Source organism: Candidatus Zixiibacteriota bacterium, assembly GCA_017999435.1.
Lineage (GTDB): Bacteria > Zixibacteria > MSB-5A5 > GN15 > FEB-12 > JAGNLV01.
The window spans coordinates 136,159-156,597 of sequence record JAGNLV010000005.1 but is presented as its reverse complement, the minus strand read 5'-3'; the positions used below and the strand labels follow the sequence as shown (position 1 = coordinate 156,597).

The 20,439-nt window shown below is 66.7% G+C and carries 20 protein-coding genes and 1 tRNA gene; all 21 read left to right on the top strand.

Features of this window, described 5'->3' with window-relative positions; all coding sequences use genetic code 11:
• The first annotated feature begins 107 nt into the window (after positions 1–107).
• On the top strand, positions 108–884 hold the full coding sequence (locus tag KA261_13260) for a hypothetical protein (GenBank protein MBP7698770.1): 777 nt from the start codon (positions 108–110) through the stop codon (positions 882–884).
• 89 nt (positions 885–973) lie between these two features.
• Positions 974–1,771, top strand: a complete 798-nt coding sequence (locus KA261_13255; protein MBP7698769.1) for a SagB/ThcOx family dehydrogenase — start codon at positions 974–976, stop codon at positions 1,769–1,771.
• 174 nt (positions 1,772–1,945) lie between these two features.
• Positions 1,946–2,018: transfer RNA gene (locus KA261_13250), tRNA-Thr, on the top strand.
• Positions 2,019–2,154: 136 nt separating this feature from the next.
• A complete protein-coding gene (locus KA261_13245; protein ID MBP7698768.1) occupies positions 2,155–2,859 on the top strand; it encodes a sterol desaturase family protein in 705 nt (234 codons plus the stop codon).
• A 161-nt stretch (positions 2,860–3,020) separates the two neighbouring features.
• The gene (locus tag KA261_13240) at positions 3,021–4,229 is read left to right on the top strand and encodes a PLP-dependent aminotransferase family protein (protein ID MBP7698767.1); all 1,209 of its coding nucleotides are present in this window, start codon (positions 3,021–3,023) and stop codon (positions 4,227–4,229) included.
• A 191-nt stretch (positions 4,230–4,420) separates the two neighbouring features.
• A complete protein-coding gene (gene dapF, locus KA261_13235; protein ID MBP7698766.1) occupies positions 4,421–5,266 on the top strand; it encodes a diaminopimelate epimerase in 846 nt (281 codons plus the stop codon).
• Complete coding sequence (gene trpE / locus KA261_13230; protein MBP7698765.1) at positions 5,263–6,723, top strand: anthranilate synthase component I; 1,461 nt, start codon at positions 5,263–5,265, stop codon at positions 6,721–6,723. Before dapF ends, trpE begins: the two co-directional genes overlap by 4 nt.
• Before the next feature lie 68 nt (positions 6,724–6,791).
• On the top strand, positions 6,792–7,397 hold the full coding sequence (locus tag KA261_13225; protein MBP7698764.1) for an aminodeoxychorismate/anthranilate synthase component II: 606 nt from the start codon (positions 6,792–6,794) through the stop codon (positions 7,395–7,397).
• A gap of 87 nt (positions 7,398–7,484) precedes the next feature.
• Complete coding sequence (gene trpD, locus KA261_13220; GenBank protein ID MBP7698763.1) at positions 7,485–8,501, top strand: anthranilate phosphoribosyltransferase; 1,017 nt, start codon at positions 7,485–7,487, stop codon at positions 8,499–8,501.
• A gap of 3 nt (positions 8,502–8,504) precedes the next feature.
• Positions 8,505–9,830 (top strand): MFS transporter, encoded by a 1,326-nt coding sequence (locus KA261_13215; GenBank protein MBP7698762.1) that lies wholly within the window; start codon positions 8,505–8,507, stop codon positions 9,828–9,830.
• A complete protein-coding gene (gene trpC, locus KA261_13210; GenBank protein MBP7698761.1) occupies positions 9,827–10,606 on the top strand; it encodes an indole-3-glycerol phosphate synthase TrpC in 780 nt (259 codons plus the stop codon). The genes KA261_13215 and trpC overlap by 4 nt, the downstream gene beginning before the upstream one ends.
• A complete protein-coding gene (locus KA261_13205) occupies positions 10,603–11,244 on the top strand; it encodes a phosphoribosylanthranilate isomerase (protein MBP7698760.1) in 642 nt (213 codons plus the stop codon). The genes trpC and KA261_13205 overlap by 4 nt, the downstream gene beginning before the upstream one ends.
• A complete protein-coding gene (gene trpB, locus KA261_13200) occupies positions 11,228–12,430 on the top strand; it encodes a tryptophan synthase subunit beta (GenBank protein MBP7698759.1) in 1,203 nt (400 codons plus the stop codon). Before KA261_13205 ends, trpB begins: the two co-directional genes overlap by 17 nt.
• Positions 12,427–13,218, top strand: a complete 792-nt coding sequence (gene trpA / locus KA261_13195; protein ID MBP7698758.1) for a tryptophan synthase subunit alpha — start codon at positions 12,427–12,429, stop codon at positions 13,216–13,218. The genes trpB and trpA overlap by 4 nt, the downstream gene beginning before the upstream one ends.
• Complete coding sequence (locus KA261_13190) at positions 13,215–13,505, top strand: chorismate mutase (protein ID MBP7698757.1); 291 nt, start codon at positions 13,215–13,217, stop codon at positions 13,503–13,505. The genes trpA and KA261_13190 overlap by 4 nt, the downstream gene beginning before the upstream one ends.
• A gap of 10 nt (positions 13,506–13,515) precedes the next feature.
• Complete coding sequence (aroF, locus tag KA261_13185) at positions 13,516–14,529, top strand: 3-deoxy-7-phosphoheptulonate synthase (GenBank protein ID MBP7698756.1); 1,014 nt, start codon at positions 13,516–13,518, stop codon at positions 14,527–14,529.
• A gap of 59 nt (positions 14,530–14,588) precedes the next feature.
• Complete coding sequence (gene argS / locus KA261_13180) at positions 14,589–16,391, top strand: arginine--tRNA ligase (protein ID MBP7698755.1); 1,803 nt, start codon at positions 14,589–14,591, stop codon at positions 16,389–16,391.
• A 2-nt stretch (positions 16,392–16,393) separates the two neighbouring features.
• On the top strand, positions 16,394–17,248 hold the full coding sequence (locus tag KA261_13175; GenBank protein ID MBP7698754.1) for a prephenate dehydrogenase/arogenate dehydrogenase family protein: 855 nt from the start codon (positions 16,394–16,396) through the stop codon (positions 17,246–17,248).
• Positions 17,236–18,252: a 3-deoxy-7-phosphoheptulonate synthase gene (aroF, locus tag KA261_13170; GenBank protein ID MBP7698753.1), complete on the top strand. Its 1,017-nt coding sequence runs from the start codon at positions 17,236–17,238 to the stop codon at positions 18,250–18,252. The genes KA261_13175 and aroF (KA261_13170) overlap by 13 nt, the downstream gene beginning before the upstream one ends.
• Complete coding sequence (locus KA261_13165; protein MBP7698752.1) at positions 18,249–19,589, top strand: 3-phosphoshikimate 1-carboxyvinyltransferase; 1,341 nt, start codon at positions 18,249–18,251, stop codon at positions 19,587–19,589. Before aroF (KA261_13170) ends, KA261_13165 begins: the two co-directional genes overlap by 4 nt.
• Positions 19,586–20,431, top strand: coding sequence for a shikimate dehydrogenase (locus tag KA261_13160; GenBank protein ID MBP7698751.1), 846 nt, complete (start codon positions 19,586–19,588; stop codon positions 20,429–20,431). The genes KA261_13165 and KA261_13160 overlap by 4 nt, the downstream gene beginning before the upstream one ends.
• Positions 20,432–20,439: the final 8 nt, after the last annotated feature.

The following is a 20,439-nucleotide window of genomic DNA, read 5'->3' as shown; positions in this document are numbered from 1 at the left end:
CCAGGGACTTAAAATCCCTTGGCCCGTAAGGACCGTGCCGGTTCGAGTCCGGCCTCCGGCACTAACACGATAACCTGCAACCCGGTCCCGCGCTTTAGGTCCGACCGATGAAAAAACACGCAGTTCTCACCATAACCGCACTTCTGTTCGGTCTGGGGACGCCGATCGCCCTCGCTTCTTCCGCCCAGGCCGCCATCGCCCCGCTGACGATGCACCCGGCGGCGGTCCCGTTTTCCTCCGGTTTCCGCCTGCCGCCGCTACCGTTTGAGGTCACGGACACGCTCGTGCTCGAGGCGTGGGTCGTCAATCGGGGAACCGTTCCGGCCACCGGTCTCTATTTCACCGTGCATCTTCCCGCCGGGCTGTCCATGATCGGCGCGCCCGCCGAGTTGGGGAAGAACCCGGTTTTTGGGGAGCGCCTCACCGCCGGATTGGTCGACAGCTGTCGGCCGGCGCACGTGGTTTTCGATGATCCGGCCGGTTCGCCCGACCTGGCGTTGGCGCCGGGGGACAGCCTCCATGTCCGGATGTATCTCCGGGCGGCCCAGGCGGGCGCCTATGCGATCCCCGTCATTGCCGCCGGTTTCATGGCCGGGGCGCAGCCCTGTTTTGCGCTCAACGACCAGTGGCCGGTGGTGGTGACTGCGGTCGGCGCGGGATGCTGCCTGGTGCGGGGGGACGTGGACGGCGGCGGCGGTGTCGCCATTGCGGATCTCACATATCTGATCGCCCTCCTGTTTCGGAACGGGGCGCCGCCGCCCTGCCCGGAGGAAGGGGATGTCGACGGTCAATCCGGGAACGGCGCGTTGACGACGATCTCCGATTTGGCTTATCTGGTCGCCTACCTTTTCAAGAGCGGACCCCCACCCCCTCCCTGCCGGTGACCGGGCGGCTGCTTGTCAATCGGGGCGGGGGGAGGTAGATTCCGGGAGAGTTCGCGTTTCGGCGAAAACCGCCAGGGAGGTTTGTGCCCATGCGAAGTTGTCTGTTGTTGTTTTTGGCGGCGTTCTTGCCGGCGGCCGCGGTCCGCCCGGCCGAGCCGCCCGTCGACTCCATGTCGATCGGCGAGCGGTTCCATTTCCTCACCGGGTTCGGCGATGAGGGTTACCGACAGAAAGAGCCGGCGTGGGGGAAGCTGATTCCTCTGTACAAGTCCTATGAAGGGGCGCCCCGCTACCGGCTTCCCGCACCGCGTCAAGGCGCGCTAACCGTGGATGAGGCGATCCGCACCCGTCGGTCCGAGCGTCGTTTCCGCCCGGACCCGATCCCGCTTCCCGCGCTCGCGGGGCTGCTGGTGTCGGCCGACGGTCTCACGGCGGGCGGGCGCACCGAGCGGAGGGCCGCGCCCTCCGGGGGCGCGCTCTATCCGATCGAGACGTACGTCGTGGTGACCGGCGGGGATTCGCTGCCCGACGGTTTGTACCACTTCCAGGCGGCGGACAGTTCGCTCGCCCTTCTCCAAGAGGGGGATTTCCGCGCGGCGCTGCACGGGGCGGCCCATGAGCAAGAAGCGGTCGGCTCGTCGCCGGTGACCTTTCTGTTCACCGCCCGCTTTGAGCGCTCGACCCAGAAGTACGCCGACCGGGGCTACCGCTATGTCTACATGGAGTGCGGAGCCATTTGCGAGAACCTCTATCTCCAGGCGGCGGCGCTCGGGCTGGGGACGGTCGCCGTGGGTTCGTTCAACGACGATGCGCTCAACCGGTTCCTCGGGGTCGACGGCCGCGCGGAGGCCGCGCTCCTGATGATGCCCGTCGGCTTTCCCGAGTGACGCGCCGAAGCGGGGTCGGGTTGCGCGCGCCCGGGCGGCTTCCGGCCGGAGTCGGCGCGGTCCTCGGGTGCGCCAAATTCTCAAGAAAATCTCTTGATAAACTCCGGCCCGCCCCTATATTTGCCGATCAGAACGGAGGGGCGCCGGTGCGCCTCCGTTGCACCAGATTGCCAAGCCACCGTAGCTCAGCTGGTAGAGCAACTGATTCGTAATCAGTAGGTCACCCGTTCGATTCGGGTCGGTGGCTTTTCTCTTGTCGGGCGGGGTCTCCTGAACGGGAACCCGGCGGAAAGTCCGCCGGTTTACTTCACGACATTTTGCCGCGCGGCTCTCGGTGCCGATCGCGCCAGCGACAACTTCTCGGAGTTTTCGGAGTCGGTATCGTGAAATGGCCCTTGCCCAAACCGAAAGTCACGGAGCAGTCCCCCCGGCTGTTTCAGAACGATCTGGTCGAGATGCTCTCGCGGACCAGTCCCGGCGTCGTCGTGGCGATCTACCTGCCGACGGCGCTGGGGCTGCTGTGGTACAGCGTCGCACGGGGCGGCGTCCCGGTCCCGACGACGGTCCTCGTGGCGGCGGTCGGTGCGGCGGCCTGGACGCTCACCGAGTATTGGCTCCATCGTGCGATCATGCACTGGGTGCCCAACAACGGGTGGGGCGCCCGGATGCATTTCTGGATTCACGGCATTCACCACGAGTGGCCCAAAGATCCGTACCGCCTCGTCATGCCCCCGTCTGTCAGCCTCGTCCTGTTTTTCCTCTTTCTCGCGCTCTGGACGGCGGTGTTCGGCCGTTCCGGCTGGGCGTTCCACGGCGGCTTCACGCTCGGCTACCTTGCGTACGATCTGTCGCACTACTTCTATCATCATCGGAAACCGGAGCGCGAATGGCTGGTGCGCCTGCAGCGGCATCACTTGCGGCACCATTTCCATCCCCGCTATGAAGAGCGCAATTTCGCCATCACGGTGCCGTGGTGGGATCGCATCTTCGGCACCGCCACCCCTGCGGAGCCGAGCGGTCCGGTGCCGGGGGCGGCCCGCGCGAGGTCATCGGCCGCCGAACCGGGCTTGCGGGCCGGCGAGCGTTGACTTCCCCTGCGGTGCGGCCGGCGCGCGGTTGGCCCGCTGAGTGAATCGTCCCCGTGGGCGATGATTCCTCCTTGGATTTGAGTTCCCTCGATCCTATCTTGGCGCAAGGAGTCCGGCCGCCGCCTCGGCGGGGGGGCGGCGAAGAAGAAAGGGAGAACCGCATGTGCGCCGATCACCAGAAGAAGGTCCATACTGACGCGTGGCAGATTGCCCGCCACGTCACGACCCTCGAGTCCTCGATTATCCGGGAAATCCTCAAGATTTCCTCCCGGCCGGGGGTCATCAATTTCGCCGGCGGGCTGCCCGACCCGGCGCTGTTTCCGCTGGAGGACATGAAGTGGGCGATGGCGCAGGCGATCGAGGAGTTCGGCCCGGAGGCCGTGCAGTACTCCCTGTCCGCCGGCATTACGCCCCTGCGCAAACTCATTGCCGAGCGGGCCACCGCGCGCGGCACCAAAACCTCGGCGGAGAATATCCAGATCACGGCGGGCGGCCAGCAGGGGATCGAGCTGGTGGCGCGGGCGTTTATCGAACCGGGAGACTACATTCTCACCGAGAACCCCACCTATGTCGGCGCCCTGCAGGCCTTCAACTACTACCGCGCCCGCTACTGTGCGGCGGAGATGGACGGCGAGGGGATGATCATCGACCGCGTGCGGAAATGCCTCGACCGCTACCGCCCGAAACTAATCTACACGGTGAGCAATTTTCAGAACCCGACCGGCATCACCATGTCCGAGCAGCGCCGGCGGGAACTGCTCGACCTGGCCATGAGCCGCAACATCCCGATCATCGACGACAACCCGTACAGCGATATCCGCTTCACCGGCGCCCCGGTGCCCACGCTCAAGAGTCTCGGCGGCGACGAGGTGGTGGCGCTGCGCACCTTCTCCAAAGTGCTCGCCCCCGGCCTGCGGGTGGGCTGGATAAACGGCCCGGCCGATATCATGGTCCATTTCGAGAAGGTCAAGCAGTGCACCGACCTCCACACCAACACACTCTGCCAGGCGATGATCTACGAGTATGTCAAGGCCGGCAAGCTGGAACCGCACATCGAGAAGATCAAGGCCAACTACGCGGAGAAGCGCAATCTCATGATCCGTACGCTGGCGGAGACCTTCCCTGAGGGAGCGAAGTGGACGGAACCGGAGGGCGGTCTCTTCCTGTGGATCGAACTGCCGCCGCGCATCTCGGCCAAGGATCTGCTCCCCAAAGCGATCGAGGCGAAAGTCGCCTATGTCTACGGCGAGCCGTTCTTCCCCAACGGCGGCGGGGAGAACACCCTGCGTCTCAATTTCGCGACCGCGACTCACGAGGAGATTGTCGAGGGTATCGGCCGGCTGGCCGGGTTGGTGAAGGCCAATATGTGAGACACAGGCCGGTCGGGGGCGCCGGGTTTCTCCTTTTGCCTTTGGCGAATGCCGGACCCCGAGCCAGCGGTCACGGCGACGGATTGAGGCCGCAGCGCCCCGGGCGGAGTCGAACGGGAGGGGGAGCGGTTTTACCGGGCGGCCCGCTGTAAAATCTTGCCCGTCGGTCTCAATTGGCGTAATTACCGCCCATGCAAATACCGTTCGCAAAATACCACGCGCTGCGCAACGACTTCCTGGTGATTGAGGGACCGCTGCGCGGTTCTTTCGCCTCCGATCCCTCCCGCCTGGCGAAAAGCATTTGCGATCGCCGGAGCGGCATCGGGGCGGACGGCATCCTCCTGCTCACCCCGCTCAAGCGGGGAGGGAGGCGCATCGACGTCTACAACGCCGACGGATCCTGGGCGGAGCGATCGGGCAACGGTCTGCGGATTGCCGGCCTGCACGAGTTGCGGCGGAAGAAGGGGAGCCGCCGATGGACTTTCGAGATGGGCGGCGCGGTCAGCGAGGTGCGTCTTCGGCCGTCGGCGCCCGGCGGCGCGCGAATGATTGCCGCCGATATGGGGGCGCCCGATTTCGCCGCCGCCCATGTCCCGGTCCGGTCGGACCTGCCGTACATGATTCAGGTTCCGCTCCGGCTCGATGATGTCGACATCCCGGTCACCTGCCTGTCGGTGGGCAACCCGCACACGGTTCTGTTCGTGGACGATTTTGATTTCGATTGGCGGACGCTCGGCGCCGACGTGGAACGGCACCGGGCGTTTCCGCGCCGCACCAATGTCGAGTTCGTGAAGATTGTCAGCCGCAGGAAGCTCCGGGTCGCGGAGTGGGAGAGGGGCGCCGGCGCCACCGGGTCTTCCGGCACCGGCGCGGCGGCCGCCGTCGCGGCGGCCGTGATTTCCGGGTTCGCCGACCGCGCGTGCGAGGTGGTTTTCGACTCCGGCTCGCTCTTTGTCGACTGGCACGAGGAGACCGACATAATCGAGCTCACCGGCCCCGTCACTTATGTCGGTGGGGGAGTTTTCGAAGGGCGATGATCACCTACAGTGAAGTCCGCCGCCTCAATGCCCGCGGGAACGTGATCCCGGTGTTCGCACGCATCCCCGCCGACCTGGTGACACCGGTAGCGGCCTACCGGAAACTGGCGCTCGGCAAGCGGGAGTCGTTTCTGCTGGAATCGGTCGAGGGGGGAGAGAAAGTCGCGCGCTACTCGTTTCTCGGGTTTGACCCGTTTCTCGTAATCGAAGGAGACGACGGGCGGGTGAGGCTGATCCGGGGTCGCCGCCGCCACACCGTGGAGGCCGGGCCGCTGAAATTCGTGCGCGAGCTGTTCCGGTTCTATCGTCCGGTTCCCGTGGCGGGCCTGCCGCGCTTCACGGGCGGCGCGGTGGGGTACTTTGCCTACGACACAGCCCGCTGGATCGAGAAGATCCCTGACGCCAACTCTGACCCGATCGGACTGCCGGTCATGCACCTCGGTCTGTACCGCCACCTCGTGGTTTTCGACCACCTCAAGCAGGAGATCCTCTTGATCGCCAACATCCTGCACGACCAGGGGAAGAGGGGGCTGAGGGCCAAGTACGACGAAGCTGCGGCCACGGTCCGCTCGATGGAGCAGCGGCTGAGTGCGCCGGCCCGGAGCCGCCCCGGCCGCCCCGCCGGACGGGCCCGGGTGACGCCGCTGTGCACCGAGGCCGAGTACCGCCGCATGGTCGCCCGCGCCAAGCGCTATATAAAGGAAGGGGACATCTTCCAGGTCGTCCTCTCCCGGCGCTGGCGGGTGGAGACCGAGGTCGATCCGCTGACCGTGTACCGCCGCCTGCGCCGCATCAATCCCTCCCCCTACATGTTCCTCCTGGCATTCGGCGATGCCGCTGTGGTCGGCGCCTCCCCGGAGATGCTCGTGCGGATCGAGCAGGGCACCATCGAGACCCGCCCCATCGCCGGCACCCGGCCGCGGGGGAGCAGCGAGGCCGAGGATGCCCGCCGGATCGCCGACCTGCTGGCCGACCCGAAAGAACTGGCCGAGCATACCATGCTGGTCGATCTCGGCCGCAACGATCTGGGCCGCGTCAGCGTCCCGGGTTCGGTCAGTGTCCCACAGCACATGCTCATCGAGCGCTACTCCCACGTGATCCACATTGTGAGCTCGGTGGTGGGGCGTCTCCGGCGCGGAGTGAGCCCGGTCGACGGTCTGGCCGCCTGTTTTCCCGCCGGCACCGTCTCCGGGGCGCCCAAAGTGCGGGCCATGGAGATCATTGACGAACTCGAGAAGCACCGCCGCGGGGTCTACGCCGGGGCGGTCGCCTACATCGACTTCTGGGGCAACCTCGACAGCTGCATCGCGATCCGGACCATGGTCCGCACGGGCGGGACCTACTGGGTGCAGGCGGGGGCGGGCATTGTCGCCGATTCCCGGCCCGCGCGCGAATTCCGCGAGACCCAGGCCAAGGCCCGCGCTCTGTTGGCCGCTCTGACCGACGAACCGGCCTAACGGTGTTCCCCCATTTGCCCGATCATATGCGTACCATCACCGATGAACCCCTTCATGGAGTCGGCCAGGTGATTTTGTTGCTGGACAATTACGATTCGTTCACCTACAACCTGTTCCAGTACCTTGCGGAGCTGGGCGCGCAGGTGGAGGTTATCCGCAACGACCGGATGGAACCGGGGGCGGTCTGGCGGCGGCGTCCGGCCGCGATTGTGCTGTCGCCGGGACCGGGGCGGCCGGAGAACGCCGGGATCATGAATCGACTGATCGCCGAAGTCGGCGGGAGCATTCCCGTCCTCGGCGTCTGTCTGGGCCACCAGGCGATCGCCCAGGTCTACGGCGCCCGGATTGTCTCCGCCCCGACGCTCATGCACGGCAAGACCTCCGCCATCACCCACGACCGGTCGGCGCTTTTTGCGGGGATTGACTCGCCCTTCACGGCCACGCGCTACCATTCGCTCATGGTCGCCCCGGCCGGTCTGCCGCGGGTGTTCAAGGTCACGGCCCGGTCGGCCGATGGTGTCATCATGGCGCTGCAGCACCGCCGCCGGCCGCTCTATGGGGTGCAGTTTCACCCCGAGTCGATTCTCACCGCCGCCGGCCGCCGGCTCCTGGCGAACTTCCTGAAACTCTGCCTTGGCCAGGGCGAAAATGGCGAGGGGCGCGGCCGAAAATGAAGTTTGCCGGTTGAGGCGGCCGCCGTTCCGAGATTGGCTGCAGACGCACCAGGGCCCGGCGCCGGCCGCTTCGCCACAATCGAAACGATGATTACCGAACTGCTCCAGAAGCTGCTCCGCGGCGAGCACCTGACGACCGACGAGGCCAAACAGGCGATGAACCTCATCATGTGCGGCGAGGTCACGCCGGCCCAGATCGGCGGTTTTGTCATTGCCCTGCGCCAGAAAGGGGAGACGCCGGAAGAGGTTGCGGGCTTTGTCGAGGCCATGCGCAGCCTGTCGCTCCGCATCGAACTGGACCGCACCCGCGAGACGGCGGTCGACGGCTGCGGCACGGGCGGCGACGGCGCCAACACCTTCAACATTTCCACCGCCGCCTCGCTCGTCGTTGCGGCCGCCGACATCCCGGTCGCCAAACACGGCAACCGCTCGGTCAGCTCCAAATGCGGCTCGGCCGATCTGCTGGCCGGTCTCGGCGCCGACATCGACCCCGGCCCGGAGGTGGTCAAGGAGAACATCGAGCGGGTCGGGTTCGGCTTTTTGTTTGCCCCGCGCTACCACCCGGCCATGAGACACGCCGCTCTCCCGCGCCGGGAGCTGGGGGTCCGCACGATCTTCAACATGCTCGGTCCTATGACCAACCCGGCCGGCGTCAAACGCCAGGTCATCGGCGTTTACAGCCGCCAGGTCATGTACCTCATGGCCGAGGTGCTCGCCCTGCTCGGCTCCCGACACGTTCTGGTCGCTCATTCCCGCGACGGTCTCGATGAATTCTCGATTACCGCCCCGACCGACTACATCGAGGTACGGGACGGCTGGATTGCGAAGGGGACGCTCAATTCCGAGGATGTCGGTCTGCCCGAGCGCTACCCCGGTGTGCTTGAGGGCGGGGATATCGCCCGGAACGCGGCGATTCTCGAAGACGTGCTCGCGGGCCGGGAATCGGCCTACCGCGATGCGGTGGCGCTCAACGCCGGGGCGATGATTTACGTTGCTGACAGGGCCGAGTCGATCCGCGAGGGCATCGTGGTCGCCCAGCGGGCGATCGATTCGGGGGGGGCAAAAGATCTGCTTGACCGCTGGCGGGCGGCGACGCACTCTTAATCAATGAAGTCCGCCGAACCGCAGCTTGATCCTGCACCGCCTTCGGCCCGTTCAGGTCCGCCCTTCGTCTCCGGGCTGAGAGACTACCTGGAGGTGATCCGCCTGTTTTCGCGGAACGCCTGGCTCTTTTTGATCGGGTCGTTTCTCATGGGGATCAATTTCCAGGTCTTCAACCTCCTGCTGAATCTGTACTTGAAGGAGCTTGGGTACGCCGAGGGGGATATCGGCCTGGTGGCCTCCGGGCGGGCGATCGGCATGACCGCCATGGCTATTCCGGTGGCGGTGGTGCTCAGCCGGGTCCGGCTCAAACCGATTCTCCTGGCCACCGTCGCCATCTTCGCTTTCTTCTCGGTGTTTATCGTGACCCTGGACCGCCTGCCGCTGTTGGTCGGTTCGGCCGTTCTCTCGGGGATGGCGTTTGCGTTCTACCGGGTGGCGGGGGGGCCCTTCTACATGCGCAATTCCACCGCCCGGGAGCGGACGCACTTGTTCTCGCTGTCGTTCGGGGTCATGATTCTCGCGGGCATGGCCGGCTCGCTCCTGGCCGGGAAGACGGCCGCCCTCCTCACCGCGCGCACCGGCGACCTCATCCTCGCCTACCGCCTCACGCTGGTCGGCGGCATCGGTCTGTCGCTGCTGGCGCTCATTCCGTTCGCCTTCATTCAGGCCGCTGCGCCCTCCGCGGAGGAGAACCGCGTGATTTTCACGCGGGAGCGGTTCCGCAGCCGCGGCCTGTTCTACTTCCAGATCACCCTGGTCAACCTGCTGATCGGCACCGGGGCCGGGCTGGTCATCCCCTTCCTCAACCTGTATTTCAGCGACCGCTTCCAGCAGCCCGCCGACACCATCGGCTACTACTTCTTCCTGGTCAACCTGTCGATGCTGATCGGCTCGCTGGCCGGACCGGTGCTGGCCAAGCGCCACGGGATGGTGCGCACGGTGGTGGTCACGCAGTTGGCCTCGATTCCCTTCATGCTGGTATTGTCCTACGGGTTCATCCTCTGGCTCGCGGTGGCGGCGTTCGTGATCCGGGGCGGACTTATGAATCTCGGCTCTCCCATCGTAACAAATCTGGCGATGGAGCTGTCCGACCGCTCCGAGCAGGGGCTCGTGAACGCCCTCCTCACCGTCTCGTGGACCGGGTCGTGGATGGTTTCGACCGCGCTCGGGGGGCAGATGATCGAGTCGTTCGGGTACACTGTCGCCATGAACATCACGATCATCCTGTACGTGATCTCCTCGCTGGTCTTCTATTTCTTCTTCCGGAGGACCGAGAAGAAGGTGGATCGGGTCAACGGCTGGGTGATTATGCGCGGAGAGACGCCGTGACGGATCTTCTGCAGCGAATTGTCGCCGACAAGCGGGCCGAGGTAGAGGCGCTCAAAGTTGCGCACCCGCTGGAGAGTTTTCGGGACAGCCTCGATCCCGGGTCGGTCCGGGACTTCCGCGCCGCCGTCTCGGCCGCCGGCCGGACCAATATTATCGCCGAGATCAAACGGGGCTCTCCCGCCAAGGGCATGCTGTCGCGGGTGTTCAACCCGGTCGTGCTGGCGGCCCAGTATCAGCAGGGGGGAGCGGCCGCGCTGTCGGTTCTCACCGAGCGCCGGCATTTCTTCGGCCACTACGAGTTTGTCCGCCTGGCCGGCAAGCGGGCCGGCCTGCCGGTCTTGTGCAAGGACTTCATTTTCGACCAGTACCAGATCTACCACGCTCGGTGGATCGGCGCCGATGCGATCCTCCTGATCGCGCGGCTGCTGGCCCCGGACCAGCTGGCCGAGTTCATCAGCCGCGCCCGCGCGGTCGGCCTGGCCGCGCTCGTCGAGGTGCACAACCGGGCGGAGGTCCGGGCCGCACTCGACAGCGGGGCCGAACTGCTGGGTGTCAACAGCCGCGACCTGAGCGATTTCACGGTCCGCCTGGAGACGGCCGAGGAGCTGGCGCCTCTCATCCCGGCGGCGGTAATCAAAATCGCCGAGTCGGGTATACGCGCACGGGAGGACGTCCGGCGGCTCGAGCGGGCGGGCTACCGGGCGTTCCTGATCGGCGAGGCGCTGGTGACTTCCTCCAACCCGGCGGCCCTCCTGCAGGAGTTGCGCGGCGTATGATTCCGTTTCGCGTGAAAGTGTGCGGTATAACCCGCCCCGAGGACGCCGCGGTGGCGGTCACCAACGGGGCCGACCTGATCGGCCTGATTTTCTACTCCCGCTCCCCGCGCCGGGTCAGCCCCGATGCGGCCGCGGCCATTATCACGAAGCTCCCGCCGGTCGTGCACCGCGTCGGCGTGTTTGTCGATGACCCTCTTGACCGGGTTCTCGCCACCGCCGCGCGGCTCGATCTCGATTTCCTTCAGCTCCACGGACCGTATACCGATGACGACGTTCGCAGGGCGCGGCGCGTGGGTTTCCGGACGATCCGCCTGCGCACGGTCCGGCGCCCGTCCGACTACGCGGCCTTCTACACCGACCCGGCCGACATCGTCATGGTCGACCACCCGTCTGGCGCCCTTGCCGGCGGCACCGGGACCGCTTTCGACTGGCGCATCCGCCCGCCCGTGCCGATTGTCAATCTCATGCTGGCCGGAGGCATCACGGCCGACAACCTGGCCGAGGGAGTGCGGACGTTCCAACCGCTCGTGGTGGATGTGAACTCCGGGGTCGAGGAGGCGCCCGGCGTCAAATCGGCGGAGAAGATGAAACGATTCTTTGAGGTCGCCAACCGGCTACGCTATGCCAAGGCGGACTAGGCGACAGCCCGATCGGCGCGGGCGGTTTGGCCCCTACGGCGGCCGCTATGTCCCCGAAACCGTCATGGCCGCGCTCGATGACCTCGAGCGGGCCTACCGGGGGATTGCGCGCACGCCGGAGTTTCGGCGCGAGCTGGGCGGGCACCTCCGCGATTTTGTCGGGCGGCCGACCCCGCTGTATTTTGCGGAACGGTTCTCCGAGCGGGTCGGCCGTGCGGTTTATTTCAAGCGCGAAGACCTCAATCACACGGGCGCCCACAAGATCAACAACGTGCTCGGGCAGATCCTCCTGGCCCGGCGCATGGGCAAGCGGCGAGTGATCGCCGAAACCGGCGCCGGCCAGCACGGCCTGGCGACCGCCGCCGCGTGCGCTCGTTTCGGCCTGACCTGCATCGTCTACATGGGGGCCGAGGATATCGTCCGCCAGAAACCCAACGTCGAGAAAATGGCTCTCCTCGGGGCGGCCGTCGTCCCGGTGGAGAGCGGCTCCCGGACCCTGAAGGACGCCACGAGCGAGGCCCTGCGCGACTGGGTCACCAACGTGCGCGACACGTTTTATGTCATCGGCTCAGTCGTCGGCCCGCACCCGTACCCGATGATCGTGCGCGATTTCCAGTCGGTCATCGGGCGCGAGACCCTCGCCCAGTGCCGCCGGAGATTTGGGGCCCTTCCCGACGCCCTCGTGGCCTGCGTCGGCGGCGGCTCGAACGCGATCGGCCTCTTCGCCCCGTTTCTGCGCCACGACGCTGTTCGCCTTTTCGGTGTGGAGGCGGCCGGCCTCGGGCTGCGTTCCGGGCGCCACGCCGCCACCCTCACCCGCGGAAAACCCGGCGTGCTGCACGGGACCTACAGTTACCTCCTGTACGACCGAGACGGCCAGGTCGTTCTGCCGCATTCGGTATCGGCCGGACTGGACTACCCCGGTGTCGGTCCGGAGCATGCCTTCCTCAAGGATGCGGGCCGGGTGGAGTATGTTGCGGTGACCGATCGCGAGGCTCTCGCCGCCTTTCGCCTGGTGAGCCGTCTGGAAGGCATCATCCCGGCCCTGGAGACGGCTCATGCGCTGGCCTGGATGGTCAAAGCGGCCCGCCGGTTCGGAAAATCCGACCGGATCGTGGTCAACCTCTCCGGCCGGGGCGACAAGGACATGGCGATTGTGGGGAAAGCGGGGAAGACCTTCCGATGAGTCGCGTGTCCCGCCTGTTGTCGGCCCGACGGCCCGGGCACAAACTGCTGGCGCCGTTTTTCACCGCCGGCTTTCCCGACCCGGCGGTGTGGCGGGCGCTGGTCGGCACGGCCGCCGCGGCGGGTGCGGACATAATCGAGATCGGCATACCCTTCTCCGACCCGCTGGCCGACGGCCCGGCGATCCAGTTCTCCTCTCATTGCGCCCTCCGGAACGGCCTCAGCCTCGCCGTTTTGCTCGACGGCATCGCCGACCTGCGGGCGCGGCTGGATCTCCCGTTCATCCTCATGGGCTACTACAATCCCCTCCTCGCGTACGGCGAGGAGCGGTTTCTGGAGGATGCGGCCGCGGCCGGGGTCGATGGCCTGATCATTCCCGATCTTCCAATCGAAGAAGCGGTGTCCTACCGCCGAGCGGCGCGGCGGCAGGGTCTGTCGACCGTCTTTTTGGTCGCCCCCACCTCGACTCCCGAACGCGTAAAACTGATTGACAAATCATCGACCGATTTTGTATATGCTGTGACCGTGACCGGGGTCACCGGCACGGGGAAGACCTTTGGCGAAGCGACCGACGCGTATCTGCGGCGGCTGACGGCGGTTCTGACCCGGCCGTTCGTCGCCGGGTTCGGCGTCAACGGCCCGGCCGCCGCGCGGCGGATGGCGCGCTATGCCGACGGCGTCGTCATCGGCTCGGCCCTGGTCGAAGTGATCCGCTCGGCCGCCACGAAACGGCAAGCGGCGACCGAGGTGGGCCGGTTTCTGGACACCGTGAGGCGCGTTCTCCCATGACGGCGAAAGGTATCGACAGACTGCGCGATCAGATTGACGCCCTCGACCGGCGGCTTCTCAGCCTGCTCAACGAGCGGGCCGGGCTGGTGCTCGATTTGGCCCGGCTCAAGCGGGCCGACAGGCTGCCGGTGTTTGACCCGGCCCGAGAGAAACAGATCCTCGAACAGGTCGTCGGTCAAAACCGCGGCCCCCTGCCCGGCGACGCAGTCGCACGGCTGTTTGAACGGATTATCGATGAATCCCGCCGCCTCGAACGCACCGAAGTGTACGACACGCCGTCGGAATGAAAGAGACCCCATGATCGTCATCATGCAGGAGCAGGCCAGCGACGCACAGATCCAGCAGGTGATCGCGAAACTCATCGACCTGGGGTTCGACGTCCATCGCTCCACGGGCGCCCTCCAGACGGTGCTCGGGGTGGTCGGCAACACCCGGGCGCTCGACGCCCGCAATTTCGAGATTCTCGAGGGCGTGCAGGAGGTCATCCGCATCACCGAGCCCTACAAGCTCACCGGCCGCACTTTCCGCCGGCACAACACGGTGGTGCGGACGGGGGAGGCGGCGATCGGCGGCGAGCGGGTCGCTCTCATCGCCGGCCCCTGCTCGGTCGAGAGCCGGGAGCAGATCAGGAAAATCGCCGCCTTTGTGCGGTCGACCGGCACGCTCCTGCTGCGGGGCGGGGCGTACAAGCCGCGCAGTTCCCCATACTCGTTCCAGGGGCTCGGCGAGGAGGGGCTCAAGTATCTGCGCGAGGCGGCCGACGAGAACGGGCTGCGCGTGGTTTCCGAGGTGATGGACCGCCTCGATATCATCCCGGCCCTCAAGTATGTCGACATCATCCAGGTCGGTGCCCGCAACATGCAGAATTTCGCGCTCCTGAAGGAGCTGGGGAAAATCGATAAACCGATCTTGCTAAAGCGCGGCATGTCGGCTACCTTGAAGGAGTTATTGATGGCCGCCGAGTACATTATGGCCGGCGGCAACCATAACGTGGTTTTGTGCGAGCGCGGTATCCGCACCTTTGAGAGCGCCACGCGCAACACGCTCGACATTTCGGCGATCCCGGTGCTGAAAAAGCTGACCCACCTTCCGGTCATCGTCGATCCGTCGCACGGCACCGGGTTGCGCGACAAGGTGGCGCCGATGGCGCGCGCCGCGGTGGCGGCGGGCGCCGACGGCCTCATGATCGAGGTCCACTATGACCCCGACCAGGCGCTCTCCGACGGCGCGCAGACGCTCTTTTTCGAGCAGTATGCGCAACTGGTGACAGAAATCGGCATCATTGCCTCGGCGGTCGGCCGCAGCCTCTGAGGCGCCGGGACCGTCCCCCGGCGGCAGCGCGGAGCGTAGGGAAAGCGATATCGGATGTGATGGCCAGAGACAAGTACAAGGCGCAGTTCGCCCATGCCGTCGCCAAGGCGTTTCGGCAGGTCTATCCCGAGGTCTACCGCGAGGCCGGGCCGGCGCAGGTGTTCGATGCCGACTTCGTCTACGACAACCTCGAAAAGCCCAAAGACCCGGCCATGGGGCGCTTTGCTCTCCCGGTCTTCCGCTTCGGCAAACTCCTCCGCGACGCCCCGCCGGCCATCGCCGCCAAAGTCGCCGCGGCCTCGCCCGCCAACGGCGGCAAAGACATGCTCGTCCGGGTGGAAGCCGCCGGCGGGTTCCTTAACGCCCGCATCGACGCCACGGCGCTCGCTTTCGAAACCATCGACGACATCCTCACCGAGGCGAACCACTACGGCGGTTCGCAGGCGGGCAAGGGGAAGACCGAGCTCGTCGAGTATTCCTCGGTCAACATCGCCAAACCCTTCGGTATCGGCCACCTCCGCACCACCATCCTGGGCAACTCCCTCCGCCGGATCTTCGCCAAGCTCGGCTACCGGACGGTGGGGATGAATTACCTCGGCGACTGGGGCACGCAGTTTGGCAAGATGATCGTCGCCTACCGGCAGTGGGGCGGCGGTCTCGACCTCAGCGACAACGCGGTCGAGAAACTGGTCAAGCTGTACGTCCGCTTCCACCAGGAGGCGGAGGGGGACGAGGCGCTCAACGAGCAGGCCCGCAAGGCGTTCAAGGATCTCGAAGACGGTGAACCGTCCGCGGTCGCTCTCTGGCAGCAGTTCCGCGACCTCTCCATCGCCGAGTTCATGCGCGTCTACCGCCGCCTCGGGATCGAATTCGACGTGATCACCGGCGAGGCGTACCTGAACAAACGGATGGGGCCGATGATCGAGCGGCTGGTCCGCACCGGGCTGGCGTCCGAGTCGCAGGGGGCGTTGATTGTCGATCTAGGCGACCCGCAGTTGCCGCCCCTTCTGTTGCGCAAAGCCGACGGCGCCACGCTCTACTCCACCCGCGATCTGGCCGGCGCCTTCTGGCGCTGGGAAAGCTACCGGTTCCACGAGTGCCTCTATGTCGTGGCCACCCAGCAGGCCGATCACTTCCGGCAGGTCTTCCGGACGGTCGCGCTGGTCGAGGAGGCCGAGAATGTCCCGCCCGAGGACCGTTTCGCCGGCCGTCTCAAGCACATCGATTTCGGCTGGGTGCGGTTCGGCGACGCCAATCTCTCGACCCGCGCCGGCAACATCATCTTCCTCGAAGATGTCATCGACAAGGCGGTCGCCCTGGCGCGCGAGAAAATCGCCGAGAAGAATCCCGGCCTCGTGGCCATCGAAGACACCGCCGAAATGATCGGCATCGGCGCCGTGATGTTTTCCCAGATGTCGGTGCGGCGTCAGAAAGACGTCAACTTCGACTGGGATGAAGTGCTCAGTTTCGAGGGGGAGACCGGACCGTATCTCCAGTACACGCACGCCCGGCTCTGCTCGTTGCTGCGCAACTACGGGCGCGAGGTGTCGCCCTCGTTCGACCCGGTTCTGCTTGAGCGCAACGAGGAGCAGCGGGTGATTGAAGCGCTCGCCGATTTTCCGGAGGCGGTCGCCGACGCCGCGCGCGCCTACGATCCGTTTTACGTGGCCGCCCATTTGATCCGGCTGGCCGGGGCGTTCAACAAGCTCTACCAGCGCAAGAACGAGGACGGCCGCATCGACAAGATCATTTCCGACGACCCGGCCCTCACCGAGGCCCGCATTGCGCTGGTCAAGGCCGTCCAGATTGTCATAAACGAAGGCCTCCGCCTGCTGGGGATCCGCGCCCCGGAGGAGATGTAGCCGTGGCGGCGTCCCGGGGGCCGGTGAGAAAACTCGCCATTTGCGGCTGCGGCCTGATCGGCGGCAGCCTGGCACTAGATGTGCAGGCGCGGGGGCGCGGCGTGGAGATCGCGGTCTGGGATCGGCCGGGCGTCCTCGGGCGCATCGCCGCCGACCGCCGTCTCCGCGTTCGCCCCGAGGCCAGTTTCCGCCACGCTGTCGCCGGCGCCGACGTCATTGTTTTGGCCGCGCCCCCGACTGCGAACGGGACGCTTCTCCGGCGCCTGGCGGCCCGGCCCGAGGTGGCCGGCGCCCTCATCCTGGACACCGGCTCGGTCAAGAAGCCGATCGCCGACCTGGCCGGCTCGCTCACGTTTCCGCCGGGGACGCAGTTTTTGCCGTCGCACCCGATGGCCGGACGGGAGAAATCGGGGTCGGCGGCCGCGGCCCCCGGTCTATTTGCGGGCCGCCCGTGGTTTATCGACGAAACCGTCCGCCTGTCCGTCTCACACCGGGCCCGCTGGAACTGGCTGCGGGCCGCCGTTGGCGCGACCCCGGTGCTCATCGACAGCGCCCTGCACGATGAACTGATGGCCGAGCTGTCCCATTTGCCGCAGCTGCTGGCGACCGTTCTCGGTGCCCAGACCGATCCCCGCACGGTCGAACTGGCGGGACCCGGACTGGCCTCCGTGCTCCGGCTGGCCGGTTCCCCGCACGCTGTCTGGGCGGAGATCATCGAGGCCAACCGAGCTCCGATCCTCGCCGCGCTGCGCCTGTACCGGGACAACCTGAACACCGTCATGGACCGGATCGCCCGGGGCGAATCGTTGCGCGACGTTTTCGCCGCGGCCGCCAGGAGTTATCGATGCTTGTCGTGATGGAGATATCCGCCTCGCGCGAGGCCGTGGAGAATGTCTGCCGCCTGATCGGGGAGATGGGGCTGACCGCCCACGCGATGCCGGGCGCCCAGCGCACGGCGATCGGCGTGACCGGCAACAAGTCGCAGATCGACGCCGACCGCATCCTCACCCAGCCGGGCGTCAAAGAGATCATCCACGTCACCAAGCCCTACAAGCTGGTGAGCCGGGAGTTTATCCCAGAAGATACGGTGGTCGACGTCGGCGGCGTGCCGGTCGGCGGCCCGGAGTTTGCCGTCATGGCCGGACCCTGTTCGGTCGAGAGCCGCGAGCAGACGCTGGCGGTGGCCGAGGCGGTCTCCCGGCTGGGAGCCCGGATCCTGCGGGGCGGCGCCTACAAACCCCGCACCTCGCCCTATTCGTTCCAGGGGCTGAAGGAACCCGGCCTCAAGATCCTCGCCGAGGCGCGCGAGCGCTACGGTCTGAAGATCGTCACCGAGGCCATGGACACCGATACGATCGACCTGGTGGCCGACTACGCCGACATCATCCAAATCGGCGCCCGCAACATGCAGAACTACTCGCTCCTGCGGCGGGCCGGGCAGAAGCGCAAACCCGTCCTGCTCAAGCGGGGGCTTGCGGCGACGGTCGATGAACTGCTCATGTCCGCGGAGTACATCATGGCCGAGGGCAACCGCCAGGTGATTCTCTGCGAGCGTGGCGTGCGCACGTTCGCCGACCACACCCGCAACACTCTCGACCTGTCGGCCATTCCCTATGTCAAGCGGGCGAGCCACCTGCCGATCCTCGCCGACCCGAGCCACGGAACCGGCCGCAAGGACAAGGTTCTCCCGCTCTCGCGGGCCTCGCTGGCGGTGGGGGCGGACGGCCTGCTGATCGAGGTGCACTGCGATCCCGCCAAGGCCCTCTCGGACGGTCCGCAGGCGCTGACGCCCGACCTGTTCGCGCAGCTGATGAAAGAACTTCGTCTCATGGCGCCGGTACTCGGCAGGACGATGGCATGAGGACGTTGCTGCCGGGCCGGATCGCCGACACCGTCCTCCGCGTGCCGGGGGACAAGTCGATCGGCCACCGGGCCGCGGTGCTGGCACTGCTGGCCGAGGGTCCGCTCACCATCCGCAACTTCCCGCATTCCGCCGACTGCCACGCCTCCCTCGAGGCGGTTCGGGCGCTGGGGGCGACGGTTGCCGATGACGGCCTGGAGCTGGTTTTGACCCCGCCGCCGGAACTGCGCGCGGATCCTGACACGGTCATCAATTGCGGAAACTCCGGCACGACTGCCCGCCTCCTGGCCGGGCTTCTCGCCGGCTCGTGCGTCGAAGTGACGCTCAGCGGCGATGAGTCGCTGCGCCGCCGCCCGATGGCGCGGATTATCGACCCGCTGGCGGCGATGGGGGCGACGATCGCCGCCTCCGACGGTCATCTCCCCATGCGTGTCCGGGGCGGCAGACTGCTGCCTTTCGAGTATACGCTCCCGGTCGCCTCGGCGCAGGTGAAGTCGGCGCTCCTTTTGGCGGGGCTGGCCTCCCGCTGCGCCGTCACCATCCGCGAGACCGCGATCACCCGCGACCACACCGAGATTTTGCTGGCCGAACTAGGGGAGGGGCTCGCGGTGCGGAAAGTCAGACCGGTGCTGGTTGCCGACCCGCACGATCCCCGCAAGCGCCGGCAGGAAATGCCGGAGCCGTTCAAACGGGAAATCACGCTTGCCTCGCGGGCGGTGGTCCGCGGCGGCACAGTCGACATTCCCGGCGACATCTCGACCGCCGCCTTCTTTTTCGCCGCCGCCGCCATATCCGGCAAGACCATCACCGTCGAGCGCGTCGGCCTTAACCCGACCCGCACCGGGATCCTCGAGCACCTCCGGGGCCTTGGCTGCCGGGTCGACATCAGCGAGCGCGAAACGGTCACGGGTGAGCCGCGCGGCACGGTTGCCGTCACCGGCGCCCCGCTCGGGGCGCGCCGCATCTCCGGCGAAACCACCGTCGAACTGGTCGACGAAATCCCAGTCATCGCCGTCATGGCCGCATTTGCGGAGGGGACGACCGTGATCCGCGACGCCGGCGAGCTGCGGGTCAAGGAGAGTGACCGCCTGGCTGCGGTCGCCGACAACCTCAAGCGCATGGGCGCCAAATGCGGACTACTCGAAGACGGCCTGGCGATCGAGGGCGGCGGACAGCTCGAAGGGGCCGACTTCCGCACCTACGGCGACCACCGTATTGCCATGGCCTTCGCCGTCGCCTCGCTCTTCCTCACCGGCCCGTCCACGCTCGACGACGATGAATGCGTCGGCGTCTCCTGCCCGACGTTCTTCGACCTCCTCAACCAGATACGGGCATGACCGGCCGGCTCTCGTTTGCGCTGATCGGGGAGCACATCGCGTACTCCCGTTCGCCGGCCGTATTCGAGGCCATCTTCCGGGCCGATGGAGTCGAAGGCTCGTTCCGGGTGCACGAGGTCTCCGCCGCGGCGTTCGCCGAGGAGTTCCCGCGGCTCCTGCGGTCCGGGGTGCACGGTCTGGCCGTCACCATCCCGCACAAGGAGCGGGTCGCGCCTTTCCTTGACGACCTCGATCCGGTTGCTCGGGCCCTTGGCGCCGTCAATTCCATCGCCATCGCGGACCGTCTGCGCGGTTTCAACACCGATGTCGCCGGTTTCAGATTTGCCTTGGAGAATTACCGGGCGGTGGTTGCGGGACGACCGGCCCTCGTGCTCGGCTGCGGGGGGGCGGCCCGGGCGGCGGTGTACGCCCTCCACCGCCACTTCGGGGTACCGTCCATCGTGATCACCTCGCGCCGCGCGGAGACGCTGGAGAGGACGGTTGAGCGGCTCCGCAAGGGCATGGCGGGCCTGGAAATCACGCCGGCGCCGGCGGCGCGCCTGCTGCCGCTCGACCGTCCCGTGGGAGTAGTGGTCAACGCCACTCCTCTGGGCGGCGGAAACCATCCCCGCGAACTGCCGCTGCCGAAAGCGTTTGACTGGACGCGCGCGGCGGTGTACTATGACCTCAACTATAACGATGACAATCAGGCGGTCGGCTGCGCGCGCGAGGCCGGCGTGGCGGCTCTCGATGGCGCCGCGATGCTGGTCGCCCAGGCAATTGAATCATACCGGCGCTGGACCGGCCGAACGGTCCCGTTCGATCCGGTGTTCGCCGCCGCCTTCCCGCGGCGGACGCGCTGAATTCGAGC

Coding starts and splice junctions, on each gene's coding strand:
- KA261_13255 (MBP7698769.1), top strand. CDS start 974: ATGCGAAGTTGTCTGTTGTTGTTTTTGGCGGCGTTCTTGCCGGCGGCC.
- KA261_13165 (MBP7698752.1), top strand. CDS start 18,249: ATGAGGACGTTGCTGCCGGGCCGGATCGCCGACACCGTCCTCCGCGTG.
- KA261_13240 (MBP7698767.1), top strand. CDS start 3,021: ATGTGCGCCGATCACCAGAAGAAGGTCCATACTGACGCGTGGCAGATT.
- trpD (MBP7698763.1), top strand. CDS start 7,485: ATGATTACCGAACTGCTCCAGAAGCTGCTCCGCGGCGAGCACCTGACG.
- KA261_13205 (MBP7698760.1), top strand. CDS start 10,603: ATGATTCCGTTTCGCGTGAAAGTGTGCGGTATAACCCGCCCCGAGGAC.
- KA261_13190 (MBP7698757.1), top strand. CDS start 13,215: ATGACGGCGAAAGGTATCGACAGACTGCGCGATCAGATTGACGCCCTC.
- argS (MBP7698755.1), top strand. CDS start 14,589: ATGGCCAGAGACAAGTACAAGGCGCAGTTCGCCCATGCCGTCGCCAAG.
- aroF (MBP7698756.1), top strand. CDS start 13,516: ATGATCGTCATCATGCAGGAGCAGGCCAGCGACGCACAGATCCAGCAG.
- trpE (MBP7698765.1), top strand. CDS start 5,263: ATGATCACCTACAGTGAAGTCCGCCGCCTCAATGCCCGCGGGAACGTG.
- dapF (MBP7698766.1), top strand. CDS start 4,421: ATGCAAATACCGTTCGCAAAATACCACGCGCTGCGCAACGACTTCCTG.
- trpB (MBP7698759.1), top strand. CDS start 11,228: ATGCCAAGGCGGACTAGGCGACAGCCCGATCGGCGCGGGCGGTTTGGC.
- KA261_13260 (MBP7698770.1), top strand. CDS start 108: ATGAAAAAACACGCAGTTCTCACCATAACCGCACTTCTGTTCGGTCTG.
- trpA (MBP7698758.1), top strand. CDS start 12,427: ATGAGTCGCGTGTCCCGCCTGTTGTCGGCCCGACGGCCCGGGCACAAA.
- KA261_13215 (MBP7698762.1), top strand. CDS start 8,505: ATGAAGTCCGCCGAACCGCAGCTTGATCCTGCACCGCCTTCGGCCCGT.
- aroF (MBP7698753.1), top strand. CDS start 17,236: ATGCTTGTCGTGATGGAGATATCCGCCTCGCGCGAGGCCGTGGAGAAT.
- KA261_13160 (MBP7698751.1), top strand. CDS start 19,586: ATGACCGGCCGGCTCTCGTTTGCGCTGATCGGGGAGCACATCGCGTAC.